General features: G+C 65.4%; 18 protein-coding genes. 7 read left to right on the forward strand and 11 right to left on the reverse strand.

Going from position 1 to position 16811, the window contains the following annotated elements; genetic code table 11:
* Positions 1–40: 40 nt before the first annotated feature.
* The gene (locus NMLP_RS16030; protein ID WP_269453331.1) at positions 41–163 is read right to left on the reverse strand and encodes a hypothetical protein; all 123 of its coding nucleotides are present in this window, start codon (positions 161–163) and stop codon (positions 41–43) included.
* Between the two features lie 266 nt (positions 164–429).
* On the opposite strand from NMLP_RS16030, the gene NMLP_RS12595 reads away from it, so the two are divergent.
* Positions 430–2373, forward strand: a complete 1944-nt coding sequence (locus tag NMLP_RS12595; protein WP_015410508.1) for an aldehyde ferredoxin oxidoreductase family protein — start codon at positions 430–432, stop codon at positions 2371–2373.
* 54 nt (positions 2374–2427) lie between these two features.
* Here the strand turns inward: NMLP_RS12595 and NMLP_RS12600 are convergent, their stop codons facing one another.
* The 5 genes from NMLP_RS12600 to NMLP_RS12620 form a co-directional block, all read right to left on the reverse strand.
* Complete coding sequence (locus tag NMLP_RS12600; protein ID WP_015410509.1) at positions 2428–3729, reverse strand: arylsulfotransferase family protein; 1302 nt, start codon at positions 3727–3729, stop codon at positions 2428–2430.
* A 110-nt stretch (positions 3730–3839) separates the two neighbouring features.
* A complete protein-coding gene (locus NMLP_RS12605) occupies positions 3840–4520 on the reverse strand; it encodes a type 1 glutamine amidotransferase domain-containing protein (RefSeq protein ID WP_015410510.1) in 681 nt (226 codons plus the stop codon).
* A 101-nt stretch (positions 4521–4621) separates the two neighbouring features.
* Positions 4622–4801 (reverse strand): hypothetical protein, encoded by a 180-nt coding sequence (locus NMLP_RS12610; RefSeq protein ID WP_015410511.1) that lies wholly within the window; start codon positions 4799–4801, stop codon positions 4622–4624.
* Positions 4802–4855: 54 nt separating this feature from the next.
* Complete coding sequence (locus tag NMLP_RS12615) at positions 4856–5620, reverse strand: enoyl-CoA hydratase/isomerase family protein (RefSeq protein ID WP_015410512.1); 765 nt, start codon at positions 5618–5620, stop codon at positions 4856–4858.
* A 336-nt stretch (positions 5621–5956) separates the two neighbouring features.
* Entirely contained in the window at positions 5957–6244 is a 288-nt protein-coding gene (locus NMLP_RS12620) for a ubiquitin-like small modifier protein 1 (protein ID WP_015410513.1), read from the reverse strand.
* Between the two features lie 178 nt (positions 6245–6422).
* Here NMLP_RS12620 and tgtA point away from each other — a divergent pair, with 178 nt between their 5' ends.
* The 4 genes from tgtA (at position 6423) to NMLP_RS12640 (ending at position 9500) form a co-directional block, all read left to right on the forward strand.
* Entirely contained in the window at positions 6423–7916 is a 1494-nt protein-coding gene (gene tgtA / locus NMLP_RS12625; protein WP_015410514.1) for a tRNA guanosine(15) transglycosylase TgtA, read from the forward strand.
* A 99-nt stretch (positions 7917–8015) separates the two neighbouring features.
* Entirely contained in the window at positions 8016–8441 is a 426-nt protein-coding gene (nikR, locus tag NMLP_RS12630; protein WP_015410515.1) for a nickel-responsive transcriptional regulator NikR, read from the forward strand.
* 106 nt (positions 8442–8547) lie between these two features.
* Positions 8548–9213: a cob(I)yrinic acid a,c-diamide adenosyltransferase gene (locus NMLP_RS12635; protein WP_015410516.1), complete on the forward strand. Its 666-nt coding sequence runs from the start codon at positions 8548–8550 to the stop codon at positions 9211–9213.
* A gap of 56 nt (positions 9214–9269) precedes the next feature.
* Positions 9270–9500: a hypothetical protein gene (locus NMLP_RS12640; protein ID WP_049926566.1), complete on the forward strand. Its 231-nt coding sequence runs from the start codon at positions 9270–9272 to the stop codon at positions 9498–9500.
* 29 nt (positions 9501–9529) lie between these two features.
* Here NMLP_RS12640 and NMLP_RS12645 read toward each other — a convergent pair whose 3' ends face one another.
* From NMLP_RS12645 to NMLP_RS12660, 4 genes are all read right to left on the reverse strand, one after another.
* On the reverse strand, positions 9530–9751 hold the full coding sequence (locus tag NMLP_RS12645) for a hypothetical protein (protein ID WP_015410517.1): 222 nt from the start codon (positions 9749–9751) through the stop codon (positions 9530–9532).
* Between the two features lie 82 nt (positions 9752–9833).
* Positions 9834–10295, reverse strand: a complete 462-nt coding sequence (locus tag NMLP_RS12650; RefSeq protein WP_015410518.1) for a universal stress protein — start codon at positions 10293–10295, stop codon at positions 9834–9836.
* A 1-nt stretch (position 10296) separates the two neighbouring features.
* Positions 10297–12009: a sodium:solute symporter family transporter gene (locus tag NMLP_RS12655; protein ID WP_015410519.1), complete on the reverse strand. Its 1713-nt coding sequence runs from the start codon at positions 12007–12009 to the stop codon at positions 10297–10299.
* Positions 12006–12395, reverse strand: a complete 390-nt coding sequence (locus NMLP_RS12660) for a DUF4212 domain-containing protein (RefSeq protein ID WP_049926801.1) — start codon at positions 12393–12395, stop codon at positions 12006–12008. The genes NMLP_RS12655 and NMLP_RS12660 overlap by 4 nt, the downstream gene beginning before the upstream one ends.
* Before the next feature lie 200 nt (positions 12396–12595).
* Between NMLP_RS12660 and NMLP_RS12665 the strand changes: the two genes are divergently transcribed.
* On the forward strand, positions 12596–13411 hold the full coding sequence (locus NMLP_RS12665) for an IS5-like element ISNamo1 family transposase (RefSeq protein ID WP_015408940.1): 816 nt from the start codon (positions 12596–12598) through the stop codon (positions 13409–13411).
* A gap of 399 nt (positions 13412–13810) precedes the next feature.
* On the opposite strand, the gene NMLP_RS12670 is transcribed toward NMLP_RS12665, so the two are convergent.
* Positions 13811–15406: a class I adenylate-forming enzyme family protein gene (locus NMLP_RS12670; RefSeq protein ID WP_015410521.1), complete on the reverse strand. Its 1596-nt coding sequence runs from the start codon at positions 15404–15406 to the stop codon at positions 13811–13813.
* Positions 15407–15565: 159 nt separating this feature from the next.
* Here NMLP_RS12670 and NMLP_RS12675 point away from each other — a divergent pair, with 159 nt between their 5' ends.
* A complete protein-coding gene (locus NMLP_RS12675; RefSeq protein ID WP_015410522.1) occupies positions 15566–16375 on the forward strand; it encodes an enoyl-CoA hydratase/isomerase family protein in 810 nt (269 codons plus the stop codon).
* Positions 16376–16811: the final 436 nt, after the last annotated feature.

Genomic DNA, 16811 nt, shown 5'->3' on the forward strand with positions numbered 1-16811 from the left:
CCTCCTCGGACTGCCAGAGGAGTTCGTCAAAGACGGAGGCCTAGCTGTGAAACTTGTGGACGGTCGGGAGTTTCGTGTTGTCGAACTGGGCGATGAGACCGCCGTGCTTTTTGAAGAAGTGATGGATCCACCGCTCTGCCTCCCGGTCGGTGTTGAACTGCATGAGTAGCTGCCAGTGATGTTTGTGTATATCAATATCTTTTCACAGGCACCAAACCGGTCATGTCGGCAGTCCCCGGACGACCGACCGACGTGGTGCCGGATCGGTGTCGAACCTCGCACGCATCCCCTGAAAGTAATTACGAAATACGGTTTAATCGTATTAGGTATTACAATCTGCGTTCGTGGCCCAGAGCGTAACCGCAAACAGTTTCCCATCAGGGGTAACGCCTAACATCTAGCAGACCATATATAATTATGTACGATAACATGACAGACTTAGGCGGATTCCACGACCACATCGCTCGCGTTGACCTCTCCGACGGGAGCGTCGGCTACGAGAGCATCGATCAAGAGGACGCGGAGAAGTATATCGGGGCCCGCGGCCTCGGCGTCAAGTACGTCTTCGATCAGGGGCCGGAGGTCGAGCCCCTCGAGCCGGAGAACCTCCTGGCGTTCATGAACGGGCCTCTCACCGGGACGCAAGTAACCATGAGTGGCCGGATCGCCGTCTGTACGAAATCGCCGCTGACCGGCACCGTCACCGACTCCCACCACGGCGGCTGGTCCGGTGCGCGGCTCAAGTGGGCCGGCTTCGACGGCCTGCTGTTCGAGGGGCAGGCCGACGAACCGGTGTACGCCGTCGTCGAGGACGGCGAGGTCGAGCTCCGGGACGCCTCCCACCTGTGGGGGGAGGGCTTCCACGACACCCGCGACGCCATCGAGGAGGAAGTCGAGGGCTCCTACGGCAAGAACCTCTCCGTGATGGGCATCGGCGAGGCCGGTGAAAACGAGGTGCGGTACGCCTGTATCATGAACGAGGACGACCGCGCCTCGGGCCGTGGCGGAACCGGCTGCGTGATGGGATCGAAGAACCTCAAGGCGGTCGTCGTCAAGGCCAGGACCGACATGCCGAAGCCGGCCGACTCGGATACGTTCCGGAAGGGCCACAAGCAGGCGATGGAGCTCATTCAGGAGTCCGACGTGACCGCTCCCAACGAGGGCGGCCTCTCGATGTACGGGACGAACGTCCTGATGAACGCCACCGAGGAGATGTCGGGACTGCCGACTAATAACGGTCGCTACACGTCGACCGGTGACGCCCGCGACGGCGGATTCCGGACCGACGATACGAACTTCGACGCCGAGGCGGTCTCCGGGGAGAACGTTCGCGAGAACATCCTCGTCGACGAGCCGACGTGTCACTCCTGTCCGGTCGCCTGCAAGAAGGAAGTCGAGGTCGACGTGATGCACAAAGGCGAGGAGATGAACGTCCGCACCGAGTCCTTCGAGTACGAGTCGGCGTGGGCGCTCGGTCCGAACTCCGGACACACCGACCGCGACGAGATCGCGCTCATGCTCCAGCGGTGTAACGACCACGGTCTGGACACCATCGAGGCCGGCAACATGCTTGCGATGGGCATGGAGATGACCGAGGAGGGCAAATTCGACGACCTCGACGAAGGCATCGACTGGGGTGACTCCGAGGAGATGGTCGAGATGCTCTCGAAGATTGCCACCCGCGAGACGGACCTCGCGGACCTGCTGGCTGAGGGGCCGCGCCGGGTCGCCGACCGCATGGACGCCCACGACAACAAACTCTCGGTGAAAGGCCAGACCATTGCGGCCTACGATCCCCGCTGCATGAAGGGGATGGGCATCGCCTTCGCGACCTCGAACCGCGGGGCGTGTCACCTGCGCGGTTACACGCCCGCGGCGGAGATTCTCGGCATCCCCGAGAAAGTCGACCCCGTCGAGTGGGAGGGCAAAGGCGAACTGACGGCGACGTTCCAGGACCTCCACGCCATCTCCGATAGCTTCGACATCTGCAAGTTCAACGCCTTCGCGGAGGGCATCGAGGAGTACGTCCTCCAGTACAACGGCATGACGGGCCGCGATGTCACGGAGGAGGAGCTGATGGAAGCTGGTGAGCGCATCTACGCGCTCGAGCGCTACTACAACAACCTCTGTGGATTCGACGGCGCTGACGACGACCTGCCGAACCGGTTCGTCGAGGGCGACAACGCGATGCCCGGCCAGGGCGGCGTCGAGGGCAGCCTCGTCGAACTCGAGAAGATGAAAGACGAGTACTACGAGGTCCGCGGCTGGGTCGACGGCGTCATCCCGGACGAGAAACTCGACGAACTCGACATCGACGTCGGGCCGGGAACGGGCGTCTCCACGGGCGGATCGGCCGCCCCCGCGGACGACTGACCGGCAGATCCCCCGGCGGCAGCGTCGAAGAACGCTCTTTTTATAAACGGCCGATCACCGCGACCGATACCACTCGGTGACGCCCGCGACGGCGAAAAGCAGGGCCACAAGGACGCCTGCCACGTGGCGCTCGACGAACCAGTAGGGCGTGGCCGGATACAGCGAGTGCACGACGATCCGGCCGGCCGAGAGCAGCGGGACGTCCCGACTCGGGGTCTCCGCGCCGCCCCCGTAGCGCTCGCCGCCGACGCGTTCGCCGTCGGGCAGGCGTTCGGCTTCGTAGGGGATGCCGGGCGTTCGGTGGCTCCAGACGACGGTCCCGTTCGGCGCGACCTCGAGGAGCCGGGCGTTGCGCGTGTCCGTGACGAGCGTGTTGCCGTTGGCCAACCGATCGGCGTCCCGCGGCCACTGGAGGGCGAGCCGTTCGGCGCGTTCGAGGGTCCAAGCCGGCTCCCACTCGCCGGTCGTGTCGTTGCGGTGGAGTTCGACGATCCGGTCGTTTCCGCTGTCGGCGACGAGGACGGCTCCCTCGTCGAGCCACTGCGGGTTGTGTTGGTGATCCAGGATGGCGGGGTCACCACACCGGATGTCGCCGTCGCCGTCGGAGTCGAGGAGTTCGTCGTCGAGCACCTGACAGCTCCCGTCGCTATCGCCGTCGTCCTCGTTTATTACCTCGACGACGCCCTGCCCGCGCTCGACGACGAGCAGTTGGTTCGCGTTGCGGACGGAAATCAGATATCGCCCGTCGCCGACGGCGTCGACGTCGTTGATGTGGAGCCAGTCCCGCCGGGTCGGGTCCTCCGGTGGGTCGTAGAACGAACTGGCGTTCCACGTCCAGGCTTCCTCGCCGTCCTCGACGACGACGAGCCGTTCGCGGTCCATGTCGGCGAGGAGGAACTCGCCGGAGGAGAGCTCCTCGACATCGTGGACCTCGCTGTCCGTCTTCGAGCGGACGGGGACGGCGTACTCCTCCGTCACCGCCGGGCCGCCGTCGGCGTCGGGATCGACGATCCGAAACCCGGTCTTCGTACACGGCTCCGGATAGGGATCGCACCCCGATTCGTACCCGTCCCGCATGAACGCCGCGAGGACGGTCCCGTCGTCGCGATAGCTCACGTCGAAGTAGCTGTCGGCGCTGTCCTCGTTCCAGACGCGTTCTTTGCCCTCGAGGAGGAATACGTTCCCGTCCGCGTGGTAGCCGCCGTCGCCGCCCTGCGAGCCGACGAGCGTCTCCGTCGGTCCGGCCGAGTCCGCGCCACCGATCTGTGGTGCGGTCGCCGCACCGACGGCGAGCGTCCCGACGAGGACGACGACGGCTGCGAGGAGGAGTCCGATTCCGCGTGTCCTGCGGTCCATGGACGCGGTAGGCAGTCCATTTAAAAAAGCGTTCGCGATTCGGTCGGGCACTCGCTTGGCGACGGAGGGCGGGAACGAGACGGGAAGTCGATCCGGCGGCGAGTCCCGGCCTAGCTCCCGAGCGCGTCGAGCAGCGTTTCGGCTGCGGCTGCCGACGACCCCGGGCCGCGGGCAGTGATCAGGTCCCCGTCGACGGCGACGCTCGTGTCGGCGTCGAGTTCGGGATCGAAGTTCCCGCCGGCGGCTTTCACCTCGTCTTCGACCCAGTAGGGGAGCTTCCGGCCGCCGAAGCAGTCGTCGCCGTCGACGATGCCCTCCTCCCAGGCGTTCGGAAACCCGGTCACGTCGCGGTCCGAAACGAGAAAGGAACCGTCCGCTTCCCGTGTGAACGCGAGGATGCCGACCGCATGACAGACGACGAGCGCGGTGCCGTCCTCGCCCGCGACGGCCTCGAGGAGGAGTTGGCGGGCGTGTCGGTCCTGATTCACGTCCCAGACGGTGCCGTGGCCGCCGGGGAAGACGACGGCGTCGTAACCGTCGGCCTCGGCCCGCGCCAGCCGGATCGGGTCGTTGAGTTCGGGGTGAGTGTCGTCAACGTCGCGGACCCACTCGGCGGTCCCCTCGCCGACTTCCTCGGGGTCGGCCGATCGTTCGTCGACGACGGGCGGCGCTCCGGTCGGCGTCGCGACCGTGACGTCGATTCCGGCGTCCTCGAGGGTCGTCAGCGGCTCGACGCACTCCTCGCCCCAATAACCCTCCTCGCTCACGACGAACAGCGCTGTCGTTGTCATGTCACGGGCGTTCGGGTGTCAGCTTCAAAAGATGCCGGGCGACGGCAGCGGGCGGGGCCACGGTGTGCGATAGCTTCGCTCGCCGGATCGCTGGCGCCTTCTTAGCTGTTCTCGGCGTCGTCGCCACCGGCAAAGAGCGTCTTCACGAGAAAGACGACGCCCAGGAGGAACATGGGGATCCCGACGAACGCGCCGACGATCGTGATCGTGAACATCGCGCCGACGACGCAGAGCGCGACACCACGGCCGGCGAGCCGCTGGCGCTCGGTGAGTTCGACCATACGGGCGATGGGGGCCACGCCGGGGAAAACACTTCGTGTTCCACCGCGGGGCGCTCACTCGACGAACGCCGGGTCGCGATCCTCGAGGAAGGCGTTGGCCCCCTCGCGGGCGTCCCCGCCGGCGTAGAGGTGTCCGAGCCCCGTCCGCATCCCGACGCGCTCGGCCGCGGAGCGAAGCGGGGCGTTGAGCCACGCTTTCGTCGTCGCCAGCGCCTCCGGCGAGGCTCGTTTCAGCGCTGCGACGGTTTCGGCAACGGCGTCCGCGAGGTCGGCTTCGGGGACCGCCCGCGCGAACAACCCCCACTCGACGGCACGCGCCGCGGATATCTCTCGGCCGGCCAGCGCCAGTTGGGACGCTCGTTGGCGCCCCACGAGCGAGGAGAGCCGCTTGGCCGCGTACAGCGGGATCGCCCCGATCTGCGCCTCCGGGAGCGCGAACGTCGCCCCGGCCGGCGCGACCGTGACGTCCGCCGCCATCAGGATCTCGAAGCCGCCGCCGTACGCCGACCCGTTGGCCCACCCGACGACGGGGACCGGCGAGCGCTCGATGGCGTCGAAACAGTCCGCGAGCGTATCCGCCAGCCGCCGGGCGTCGCGGTCGTCCTCGACGTCCGCCAGCGACTCGATGTCGTCGCCCGAGCAGAAGAGCTCCCCCTCGGCGGTGAGGACGACGGCCCGGGCGTCGTCCTCGTCCGCCCGGCGGATGCCGTCGGCGACGGCGCGCCACATCTCGGGGGTCATCGCGTTGTGCCACTCGGGGCGTCGGAGGCTGATCGTGCTCACCGCGTCAGCGAACTCGTAGGCGACGTCGTCGGTCATACACTCGGACGTGCGGCGGCGGCCGGCATACCGGTTGTGTCCGGACGCGTCGCTGACGGCCGCGCCCCGACCGATCGAGCCGCTCCGGGTACGCGACCGTCTCGCGTCGGTGGGACCGACCACGACTCGGCGGTCGATACAGACCTTCGTTATTTTTCCGCCCGGAGTGAACCCATACTGTATCGAGCGGAACCGTCATTCAGGCAGCGTGCGTAGCTCTCTTTCCCGAAGCGGTGCGGTCTGTCTGGCGGCGATCCCGCGCGCTGACGTTCGATAAATACGTGCTATCGGTTCGGGGCGGGTCCTGTTTCGGCTGATTGCCGACGCAGAGGCCGATCACCGGCGACAGCCGCCGCTCACCGGCGGGAACAGCGCGAGGTCGTCGCCGGCCTCGAGGACGGTGTCGAACCCCTCGCCGTCGGTGAGGGGATCGCGCTCGTTGTACAGGAGGCGGATGTGGTCCTCGAGTTCGCCGTCGTCGTCGAGAACGATCGCTTCGAGGCTGGGATGGTCCCGGAGCAACTGCTCGAAGGCGTCCCCGAGCGTATCGCCCGCGCCCGCATCGACATCGACGCGCTTCGAGCCGGCGGCCTCGGCGAGGTTCGCGAAGAGTCGCCATTCCATGCCCGATCTGGGCGAGCGGGCGTCTTAGGCGTTTGGTCCGCCCCCGGACGCTTTCAGGCCCGATCCGAATCGGGGTCTCACCGTCCGGCCGCGCCTGGATGCACACAGCCCCGTCCGTGGCCGGTGGCGGGCGATGGGTTCCAATCGGCTTATCCCTCCCGGTGCCGTCGCTCCGGCAATGCGCGAGTGCTTCGAGATCCGGGACACCGACGGGGCCGGACGGATCGGCGAGTTGTCCGTCCCCCGTGCGGGCGTGACCGTCGAGACGCCGGCGCTGATGCCGGTGATCAATCCGCACCTCCGGACCGTCGACCCCGCGGCGCTGGAGTCCGACTTCGGCGCGGAGATCCTCATCACCAACGGCTACATCCTTTATCAAAGCGAGGAGTTCCGCGAACGGGCGCTAAACGAGGGGCTGGCCGATCTCTACGACTTCTCGGGGGCAATCGTGACCGATTCGGGCTCGTTTCAGCTCTCGGAGTACGGCGAGATATCGGTGACGAACGCCGAGATCCTCGAGTTCCAACGCGACGTCGGTGCGGACGTCGGGACGCCGATCGATATCCCGACGCCGCCGGACGCGGGCCGCGAGCGGGCCGAGGACGAACTCGAGACGACCAAAGCCCGACTCGAGGCCGCCGAGTCCGTCGATGTCGGCGAGATGCTCCTCAACGCGCCGATCCAGGGGTCGACGTACCCCGATCTCCGGGCGTCCGCCGCCGCCCACGCCTACGGCACCGACCTCGACGTGTTCCCAGTCGGTGCCGTCGTCCCCCTGATGAACGGCTATCGCTACGCCGAGATGATCGAGGTCGTCCGGGCGGCCAAGGGCGGCCTCGGGGCCGACGCGCCCGTCCACCTCTTCGGGGCCGGCCACCCGATGATGTTCGCGCTGGCGGCCGCGGCCGGTTGCGACCTGTTCGATTCGGCGGCCTACGCGCTGTACGCCCGCGATGGCCGGTACCTGACCGTCTCGGGGACGGACCACCTCGACGACCTCGAGTACTTCCCGTGTTCGTGCCCGGTCTGTGCCGATCACACGCCCGCGGAACTCCGCTCCGTGTCCGAAACGCAGCGCGAGACGCTGCTCGCCCGCCACAACCTCCACGTCAGCTACCGCGAACTCCGGACGGTCAAGCAGGCGATCCGGGAGGGGAGTCTCTTCGAGTTGCTCGAGCGCCGGGCTCGGAGCCACCCCGCAATGGTCGACGGCTACCGCGAACTGCTCGACGACGCCGCGGCGCTCGAACGGTCCGACCCGGTCTCGAAGTCGGCGTTCTTTCATCTCTCGGCCGATTCGGCCCGCCGCCCCGAGGTCGAAAGACACCACGACCGCCTCGGGCGGCTGTCCGTCGACGGCGACCGGGTGTTGCTCTCGGCGGGCGGAGACAACAGCCGCTTCGACGAAACCTGGCGGCTCCGGGCACCGTTCGGGCCGGTCCCACCCGCGCTCTCGGATACGTACCCGCTGACGGCCGAGCGCCCCGAGCGCCTCGGGCGGGCGGGCTACGAGGCGGCCGCCGAAGGCGTCGGACGGCTGGCCGCGGCGAACCCGGACACCGAATTCGCCATCGCCCACTGGGGGTGGCCGGACTCGGCACTCGGCCGGCTTCCGGAAAGCGTCGAGACGCTGTTGCTCGGCCCGGAGAGCGAGTACTCCGAGGGCGCCTGAAGCCGCCGGACGCTCCCGAACGGAACGTTCCCCCGCGGTCGCCGTCCCGTCTCCCGACGATACGGAATGTTTAATAGAATTTCGTGCTTCAGTTAACATATGACCGTCGTCAGCGTTTCGATGCCGGACTCGCTTCTCGACCGCCTTGACGAGTTCGCCGACGAGCACGGCTACACCGGCCGCAGCGAGGTCGTCCGGGAGGCCTCCCGGAACCTGCTCGGGGAGTTCGAGGACAAACAGCTCGAGGGCCGCGAGCTGATGGGCGTCGTCACCGTCGTCTTCGATCACGAGACCTCGAGCGCCGAAGAGCGGATGATGGGGATCCGACACGACCACGAGGAGCTGGTCGTCTCGAACGTCCACAACCACGTCGGCGATCACTACTGTATGGAACTGTTCACGCTCGAAGGGACCCTCGAAGACATCTCGACGTTCGTCGGCAAAGTGCGAGCGACGAGCGACATACTCTCCGTCGATTACTCGGTCGTTCCCATCGACAACTTCGGTGCGGCGCTGGCGGAATGAACCGATACGGACGAGAGCACACGGAGACGGTGCCCTCGGACGTCGGGGGCGGTCGCGCGGTCGCCCCGCCGACAGCGCCTTACTGACGGCGCCCGAATCGCCGGCCATGACAGACCGCGAGACGCCGGGACGGGGACGGACGCCGAAAGCCCGCGAGATCGAACCGGCCGCACCGGAGTCGTTCGGCCTCACGCAGGTGTGGTGGGGCGACGGGAAGGGCAAGACGACGGCGACGCTGGGGATGGCGTTCAGGGCGGCGGGTCACGGCTACCGCGTCCACGTCCTGCAGTTCATGAAAGGCGGCGCGGACAGCGTCGAGGACGTCCGCGGCGAGTACAACGCCATCGCGGCGATGCCGGGGGTCAGCTACGAGAACCTGGGCCACTACGGCTGGCACGCGATGAACGACGGGACCGAAGAGCGCGACCACGAGGCCGAGGCGTCGGCGGGCTTCGAGCGGGCGCAGCGTCTCGTCGAAGCCGCCGACGAAGCGGAGCTCTCGACGCCGTTCGAACACGACGCCGACCCCGAGGCGGGCGTCCACATGCTCGTCCTCGACGAGATCCTCTACGCCGCCGACAGGGGGCTTGTCGACCCCGAGTCGGTCCTCGAGTTGATCGACGACAAGCCCGACGACCTCGAGTTGGTCCTCTCGGGGAGCCACACCCGACCGGCGTACCTCATAGACGCTGCAGACCTCGTCACGAACGTCCGCAAGGAGAAACACCCGATCGAGGCCGGCCAGCGCGCTCGAAAGGGAACCGAGTACTGACCCGGTCGGGCGACCGTCACAGCAACCCCTATAGGGCCGAGACACCACGCCCACGTATGGGAAACGACGAGGTAGACCTCGGCGGCGCCTTCCCGGAGGGGTTCGCCGTGCCGATCACCGGCCTCCTGGCGTTTCTGTTCGCCGTCCTGGCCGGCGCGAGCGCGTACCCCGCTCTCTCGGGATCGTGGGGGACCGAGGCGGTCGCGACGCCGGTGGTGTTCGGCGCGGCGAGTCTCGTGTGTCTGCGCTTGCGTTCGAGGTATCGGGCCGGGCGGGACGGGGACTGACCGGACGGCCGTCGGTTCCGACCGCGGGCCTACCGATCCCGTCTCGCTAGCTCGAGCGACCAGAAGAACCCGAAGTACGCCGGGACCCCAGCCAGCATGAACATGTAGAACGCCCACTGGGGTGCGCCCGCGAAGACGGCGTCGAAGAGGAAGGACACGAACCCCACCCAGACGACGGCGAATGCAAAGTCGTACAGCATTCCGGTTTGGTTCTCCGCGATCTGCTCTTTGAGGCGGTCGGCGAGGCTCATAGACGGGTCACGCCGGATCGGGGTCGCGTGTGGATCATGTCGAACGAAAGCGCCGTCTCGGGGGTAACTGCTGCGGTCCGTGCTACTCGACGTCCTGGTAGTCGACGACCAACACCGGCGTGTGCGTCGAGCGGAGCGTCCGCTCGGTGACGCTGCCGAGGAGTGCCCGGCGGACGCCGGCGCGGCCGTGGCTCCCCATGACGATGAGGTCGATGTCGTTGTCCTCGGCGTGGCTGGCGATCACCTGATGCGGTTGGCCCCCGGCGTGGTGTTCGACCACGTCGACGCCGTGTTCCTCGGCCAGCTCGTGGACGAACCGGGTCGCCGACTCGGCCTCCTCTCTGAGTTCGGTCATCTCGCCGAACTTGCCCTGTTTGAGCCGGTCGACCTGTTCGGTGCCGAGGCCGTATGCGACCGCGTCGGTGTCAACCACGTACAGCGCGTGGAGTTCGGCGTCGTACTTCGCGGCGAGGTCGACCGCCTGTTCGATCGCCGCTTCCGCGACATCGCTTCCGTCCGTGGGGATCAGTATGCGTTTGTACATATCAGTCGTCGTCCGAGGTGACTCGGTCCTTCTTTTTCTGTTCGACGATTTCGGCGGCGGTCACGTCCCGATCCATCGGGTCGGGGCTGTGACACTGTCGGACCAGCATCTTCGTCTCCTCCGGCGGCTCGTCGGTGAGCAGCGAGACGACGATGGTGACCGCGAAGACGATCGGCACGCCGATCAGCCCGGAGCCGATCGCGGGCATCCACGTCGCGATGGCGTCGATCCCCCAGCCCGCACCGCCGTTGATCAGCCCGAAGTTGCCCTCGTTGAACATCGGGACGAACCAGACGATCAGGCCGACGATCATGCCCGAGAGCGCGCCCTGGCGGTTCGTGTTCTCCCACCACAGCCCGAGGAAGAACATCGGGAACAACACGATCGCCGCCAGCGAGAACGCAAAGGAAACAAGCGCCGCGACCGGCTGTTGGGGGTCGAGCGCGAAGACGATCGACAGCGCGCCGATCGCGATGATACTCAGCCGACCGACGAGGACCTGTTGGCGCTGGGTCGCGTCCTCGTTGATGATCGTCGCGTAGATGTCGTGGGAGATGGCCGACGAGGCGGCGATGAACAGTCCGGCGGTCGTCGCGACGGCAGCGGCGATGCCACCGGCGGCGACGATGCCGACGAACCACGACGGCAGCCCCGCCAGCTGCGAGGCGAGGACGACGATGACGTCGCCGGCCGCGCTACTCATTCCGGGGTCACCGTAGACGGCACCGATCTCGCTGCCGTACAGCGACGTCCCGAAGGCGGCGAAGGCCGGCGCCGAGAGGTACAGAAGACAGATGAAGAACAGCCCCCAGACGGTCGACCAGCGGGCGACCCGCTCGTTCTCGACGGTGTAGAACCGAACGAGGACGTGCGGCAGCCCGCAGGTCCCGAAGATGAGGCTGAAACACGTCGCGACCCACAGGTAGTAGCTCCCGCCGGCGAAGGGGGCGGAGAACTCCGTACTGAGTTCGCTGATCAACGCGCCGTACTCGAGCTGTGGCAACACCGTCGAGAAGCCGGCCGTCCAGCCGGTCACGAGCAGCCCGACGAGGAACGCGCCGATGAGGATCACGTACTGCAACACCATGTTCTTCGTCGCGCCGAGCATCCCCGACAGCGAGAGATACGCGATCGTGATCACCATGAAGACGATCATCATGGCCTGATAGCCGGTGAGACCGGGGATGCCGGGATCACCGAGGATGTACAGCCCGACCAGCCCCATCCCGCGGGCCTGCCCGAGCGCGTAGACGAACCCGATGAGGAACGTCGTGACCGCCGCGATCGCGCGGGCGGTGTCTGAGTTGAACCGGTCGCCGACGAAGTCGGGCGCCGTGTACTTTCCGAAGCGCCGCATCTGCGCGGCGAGGAAGATGAGCAGGATGAAATAGCCCGTCGTCCAGCCGACGACGAAGGCCAGCCCGTAGACGCCCGACAGCGCGATGAGGGCGGCCATGCCGAGATACGACGCCGCCGACATCCAGTTCGCGCCGATCGCCATCCCGTTTTCGACGTTCCCGATCGAGCGGCCGGCGACCCACATGTCGTCGGAGTCGGCCACTTTATATAGGAACCCGGCCGCGAGGAACGTCACCATCATGCCGATGACGAGTATCGCGGGCAGGAGTTTGAACGAGACGTCGAGCCCCTCCGGCAGGAGCTCCGACTGTAGCGGCAGCGCCACCGCCTCGGCCGCGAGTGTGCCCTCGTTCATTCGGAGACACCACCGTCAGCGGCGGTCACGTCCTCGGGGACGGTCTCCGCCGTCTCGGTCTCGGGGATGCCCTGTTCGATGCCGTACTTTTCATCGATCTGGTCGCGCTTCTTGCAGTACCAAAACGAGAGCAAAAGCGCTGCGGACGGTGCGACGACGGCCAACAGGAAGTAGTGCAGCGGGAACTGGAGTATCGGCATCGGCTGGGTCATCAGGCCGGGCGCGAGCCGCGTCGCGGTGATTGGCCCGAACGTCGTGAGGACCCAGATGGCGAAGCCGGTCAGGATCACCCGCTGGTGGTCGCGCATGAACGGCGTCGCCGGCCGAAGGAGGTTGATCTCGACGTCGAGATAGTCGATCTGCTGTTCGCGCTCGGCGTCGGACATCCCGCCGTCCGTCCGGAGGGCCGTCCCCTCGCCGGGGTCCGGACTCGCCGAGGATCGGTTCGTGTCGTCGGGGCTTAACTCCGACTGTGGTCTTTCTGCACCAGTCATCGTACCCTACTCGATAAGATGCTCCGTTGAATACCGACGCCGTCTGCGGATTATATCGCTGATTTCAGGGGAATTGGACGCCGTCTTGCGATATGGGGCGTCTCAGGACCCTCGCACAAACGTTTCGAGACTTTGCCACAAACCACGTAGAGGAACCAGACGTACCCGCCGCGCCGGACGGCGCGGACGGGTACGCTAACTCCACGAAAATCGCGCTGCTTCTACTTAAAGAGGAAATCAATAAACCACTCCGGAAGCTCGAAGATTACCTGAACGAGATGCCGGGAATCCTCGATGTGTTCGGCCTTGAGAAATCTCCAGATTACTCGTCGTTCAGCGTTTGGGACGGTGAATTTCCGATGAAAGAGTTGCGCCGCCTGCTCCGCCAGTCAGCGGAGCAGGCGGGGCTTTCGGGCACTGCGTCGATTGATGCCAGTGGCTTCCAACGAGATCAAGCTAGCTCACACTACCGAAATCGAGTCGGTTACTCGTTCAATGCTATGAAGACGACGCTGCTCGTTGATACGGACTCACTTGCCATCATGGATGCTCATTTCACGACGAAGAAAGCCTATGACGGCCATATCGGACTGCAGGTCTTTCGGCGCAACGCCGAAGACCTGCAGGAGTTGCTGGCTGACAAGATGTACTCGTGGAGCGATCTCCGTGAAGCCTGCCGTGACGCGTCAACGCGACCAGTAATCAAACACTGTGAGCAAAACGGACTCAAGAAGGCCCACAACGCTCGAATTGACGACGATGTCTACAATCAGCGGTCAATGAGCGAGACAGTGTTTGCGATGGTGAAGGACGGTGGCGATGAGATTCGCTCCCGGAGTTGGCACGGCCAATTCCGGGAGCTCACGCGCAAGTGCATCGTACATAACCTGACGCAGGCGGCGAGTTAGGCTCGCCGCCTGCTCTCCTTCTCTGGACGTATCCGTGAGAGGCATCGCCATCGTCCACCTCATTCTTCGTGCGGTATCTTGTGAAACTGATGTTTTGACCACTGCGTAAAGCCGCTAAAATTGAATCGTCCGATCTTAGAATCCGCAGAGAGAGCGTAGCTACCCGTGAAAAATCTAATATCATAATACTGATTCTGTCGCTGTCTTGCGTTCAACAGAGCACGATAAGACGATGGGTTATAAATAGACATTTTAAATGTTTAGGGATACGGCGAATCGGACGCAACGATGGAGCGTCGACGGCCCGATCGGGGCGAACGCAGTCGGTCGTTCCCGCGGGCGATCGGGGTCATACGATCGTCGGTAACGTGTCCGCCGGACGTTCCGACGGATCGGCGGCTACTCCTGGCCGACCATCCGGGTCTCGTCGTCCCAGTACTCCGAGCGGAGTTCGTACTTTTGGACCTTGCCGGTCGCCGTCTCCGGGAAGTCGTCGACGAACTCGACGCTCGTCGGGGCTTTATATCCCGCCAGCCGCCCCTTGACGAAGCCGATGACCCCCTCCTCGGTGAGGTCCGCGTCGGGCTGTTCGACGACGAACGCCTTCGGCGTCTCGCCCCACTTCTCGCTCGGGACCGGGATGACAGCAGCCTTCAAGATCCCCTCGTGGTCGTAGAGGGCGTCCTCGACCTCGATCGAGGAGATGTTCTCGCCGCCGGAGATGATGATGTCTTTCTTGCGGTCCTGGATCGACACCATACCGTCTTCGTCGATGGTGGCGAGATCGCCCGTGTGGAAGTAGCCCTCGATCCGCTCGTTGAACGCCTCCTCGGTGATCTCGGGCTTGTTGAGATAGCGATCCATCACCTGATTGCCCCGGACGACGATTTCGCCGACGGTCGCGCCGTTCGCCGGAACGTCGTTGCCGTCCCGGTCGACGACGCGAACGTCAGTACAGAGCGTTTCGCTGCCCTGATTGATCTTCAGATCGCGGCCGCGCTCGGCCAGCCGTCGCGGGGAGTTGCTCGTCGTGATGATCGGGGCGGTCTCGGTGAGTCCGTAGATGTGGATAATGCGCCAGTCGAACTCGTCCTCGACGGTCTCGATCGTCGCGGTCGCCGGGGCGCTGCCGGCGGTCGCGATGCGGACGTCCCGATCGCCGGTCGTCTCCACGTCGTTGGTTTCGTAGTGCTGGATCAGGGCGTTCAACACCGTCGGCGCGCCACACATGAAGCTGACGTCGTACTCGCGGACGCGCTCGAAGGTGTCCTCGGCGTCGAAGGTTCGCTGGCAGACGTGGGTGCCGCCGGTGCCGGTGATCGCGTAGGTGTGGCCCCAGCCGTTACAGTGGAACATCGGCAGCGTCCAGAGGTAGTTGTCGTCGTCGCGGATCTCCATGTGCTGGTTCAGCACCAGCGCGTGCCAGTGTTCGGTTCGGTGGGTGCGAACGACGCCTTTCGGGTCGCCGGTCGTTCCCGAAGTGTAGTTGATGCTCGCGTCGTCGTCCTCCGAAATCTCCGGGCGGACGGGGGCTTCGGGCGACGCGTCGGCCAGGACCGCCTCGTAGTCGTCCCAGTCGCCCTCGATCCGGTCGCTCTCGTAGCCGATGAACTGCTCGGCGGGGACCGCCTCGCGGATCGGTTCGACGTGTTCGGCGTAATCGTAGTCGGCGATGACCACGTCGGCGTCACAGTCCCCGAGGATGTATTCTAGTTCGCCGGACGTGAGGCGATAGTTCATCGGCACGAACACCGCACCGAGGGTGTTCGTCGCATAGAGCGTCTCGATGAAGTAATGCGTGTTCGGCGCCAACAGCGCGACCGCATCGCCCTTCTCGATCCCGCGTTCGGCCAGAGCGTTCGCCAGCCGGTTCACGCGATCGTCGAGTTCGGCGTAGGTGTAGGCCGTCCCGTCGTGGGCGACAATTCCGGTCACGTCGTCGTAGAGGTCGACGGCTCGATCGAGGAAATCGAGCGTGAGCATTTCGCGCTTCATATGCGTTCCGAACCTGCACGTCCGGTATACTTGAACATACACCATAATTTCACTAAAACCGAACCGCGAGGGCACGGCGTCCGGCCCCCTGACAACACCGGCCGCGGCGGCATCGGCGACGCCGGGAGCCTTTTGTCCCGACCGCCCGTCGAGTCAGCCATGACACGATTTGACACAGTAGGCGAGGACGCCGTCGTCACAGCCGAGACGGGCGGGTACGTCGGACGGATCACGCTGGACCGCCCCGAGGCGATGAACACGTTCAGCACCGAGCTCGCAACCGACCTCGACGCCGCGCTCCGTGCCCACGAATCCGACGACGAGGTGCGCGCGATCGTGATCGACGGGTCGGGCGACGCCTTCTCGGCCGGAATCGACCTCACCGAACACGCCGAACGCGACGGGGGCGACGCCTACGAGGAGTGGGTCGCGAGCATGGAGGAGCCGTTCGCGACGATCGCGGGCATGGGAACGCCTGTGATCGCCGCCGCCCACGGACACGCCGCCGCGAACGGGCTGGGCCTGGTCGCCGCCTGTGATCTGGCCGTCGCCGCCGACGGGACGATGTTCGGCGCGACCGCCCCGAAAGTGGGGCTGTTCTGTATGGGACCGGCCGTCCCGCTGATGGACGCCGTCGTCCGGAAGCGGTGTCTCGAGTTGCTGTTGACCGGGGAGTTGATCGACGCCGACACCGCCCTCGAGTGGGGTCTTATAAACGCGACCGCGCCGGCCGGCGAACACGTCGACGCCGCGATGGAGTACGCCGAGACGATCGCCTCGAAGAGTCCGACCGCGATCCAACGCGGCAAGCGGGCCTACTACGAGATGGAGGGGATGGACTACGCCGAGGCCCTCGAGTACTCGAACGAGCAGTTCGCGGGGCTGTGTACGACCGCCGACGCCGAGGCCGGCATCGAGGCGTTCCTCGGAGGAGAGCCGCTGGACGCCGACGAGTGGTCAGATATTTAACAGTGCGTATGTGACATCCTCCCGCGCCTAAAAGCGCGGGCCTCCCACCCGGTGTTGGCCGGGCAGGTCAATCCTGAACGTTGGGAGTCTCAGGTTTGCTGGACAGTCAGCCAGTGGCTCTGCCACGAAGCCGTTACTCGTACCCGCTGAAGGGCTTCGAGATAGCTGATTGTTTTACGACTGTCGGCGTGGTCGGTTTACTTTTTGATTCCGGTTAGAAACCGTGGCAAACACCGAGTCAACTGCCAGTTCCCCACGCACAATTATATGTACTGTGTCTATACATAAACTTTTGTCGGATTCATCTGGTGGCTAAAGCCACCAGTATTCTCCTTGTATCTCTATAAACAACGGTCGCTCGCGGACGGAGAGTATATAAATGACGGTCGCTCGCGGACGGAGAGTATATAAACAACGGTCGCTCGCGGACGGACAG

The organism is Natronomonas moolapensis 8.8.11, from assembly GCF_000591055.1.
Classification (GTDB): Archaea; Halobacteriota; Halobacteria; order Halobacteriales; family Haloarculaceae; genus Natronomonas; species Natronomonas moolapensis.